Raw genomic sequence first — 437 nt, forward strand, 5'->3', positions numbered from 1 at the left:
AATATGCTGCCATTATTGCATACCTCCTAACAAAAGGTCGTCTAGTGCTTGGTGCATGATTTCAATTCGTTCTTTCAATTCCGCATTTTCTTGTTGCAATTGCAAAATTGGATTCGGTGGTAATGGTGGTAATTGTTCTCCTGCGGTTTCGTTTTGAACTGGAACCTCTACTCTGTGTGAAACATTTACTCCATCGCGGGTATATTCAATTACTCGCATACCGTTTTCAACAAATTCTCTTAATACCTCTATCATTTCATTCCCTCCTTATTAAACCAATGCGTATTCTACGACACCGTTTAAGTTAGTTGATCCGCCTTGCGCAAATGTTTGTGCCATTTCTATTTTGATTGATGAATTAAAGGCAATTTCTTGAATTAAATCAAAACAAGATTGTCTAGCTACATCACTTCCACCGCCTATGGACAATGCCGGAG

At 38.7% G+C, this 437-nt stretch carries 1 protein-coding gene; it reads right to left on the reverse strand.

What is annotated here, in order from left to right; translation table 11 throughout:
- Positions 1-12: 12 nt before the first annotated feature.
- The gene (locus ETC00_RS19950) at positions 13-255 is read right to left on the reverse strand and encodes a hypothetical protein (RefSeq protein ID WP_171567766.1); all 243 of its coding nucleotides are present in this window, start codon (positions 253-255) and stop codon (positions 13-15) included.
- Positions 256-437 lie beyond the last annotated feature (182 nt).

This window comes from Brevibacillus sp. MCWH, assembly GCF_013096935.1.
Lineage (GTDB): Bacteria > Bacillota > Bacilli > Brevibacillales > Brevibacillaceae > Brevibacillus > Brevibacillus aydinogluensis.